The following is a 476-nucleotide window of genomic DNA, read 5'->3' as shown; positions in this document are numbered from 1 at the left end:
GTAGCTGACTGTCCGTAGCGCTGTGCTCAACGGCGTTTCGGATCAGGTTCTCCAGCAACTGTTTGAGCCGCGTCATGTCTGCCTGTATCTTGCGGTCAGTGTCGACCACCAGCGCCGCGTCACCGGTATCGACGACCTCCCAGCAGTCAGTGACTGCCGTCGCCAGTGCGACCGTTTCCATTTCAGCGACGCTGTCGCCAGTCCGGGCCAGCAACAGCAGGTCGTCTATCAGCGTCTGCATCCGGTCGAGTGCCTGCTCTATCGCAGCGATGTTTTTGTCGTCATGCTCCTCTTTTACCGCCTCCAGCCGCCCGATAGCGACGTTCAGGGGGTTACGGAGGTCGTGGCTGACGACTGTCGCGAACTGTTCCAGCCGGTCGTTTTGCGTCGACAGTTCCTGCTCGCGGTCACGGAGCTGTCTGTCGCGCTCAACGGCGGCGAGGGCCACCTCCATGTTCGCCGCGAGGATTCGCCCA

At 61.8% G+C, this 476-nt stretch carries 1 protein-coding gene; it reads right to left on the bottom strand.

Annotation, left to right across the window (positions count from 1 at the left end; translation table 11 throughout):
• On the bottom strand, positions 1-476 hold a 476-nt coding region (locus DVK07_RS21455), incomplete at both ends, for a histidine kinase dimerization/phospho-acceptor domain-containing protein (RefSeq protein ID WP_303646402.1).

The organism is Halorubrum sp. Atlit-26R (genome assembly GCF_003666015.1).
GTDB lineage: Archaea > Halobacteriota > Halobacteria > Halobacteriales > Haloferacaceae > Halorubrum.
The sequence above is the reverse complement of the archived record's forward strand: the minus strand, read 5'-3'. Positions and strand labels throughout refer to the sequence as shown.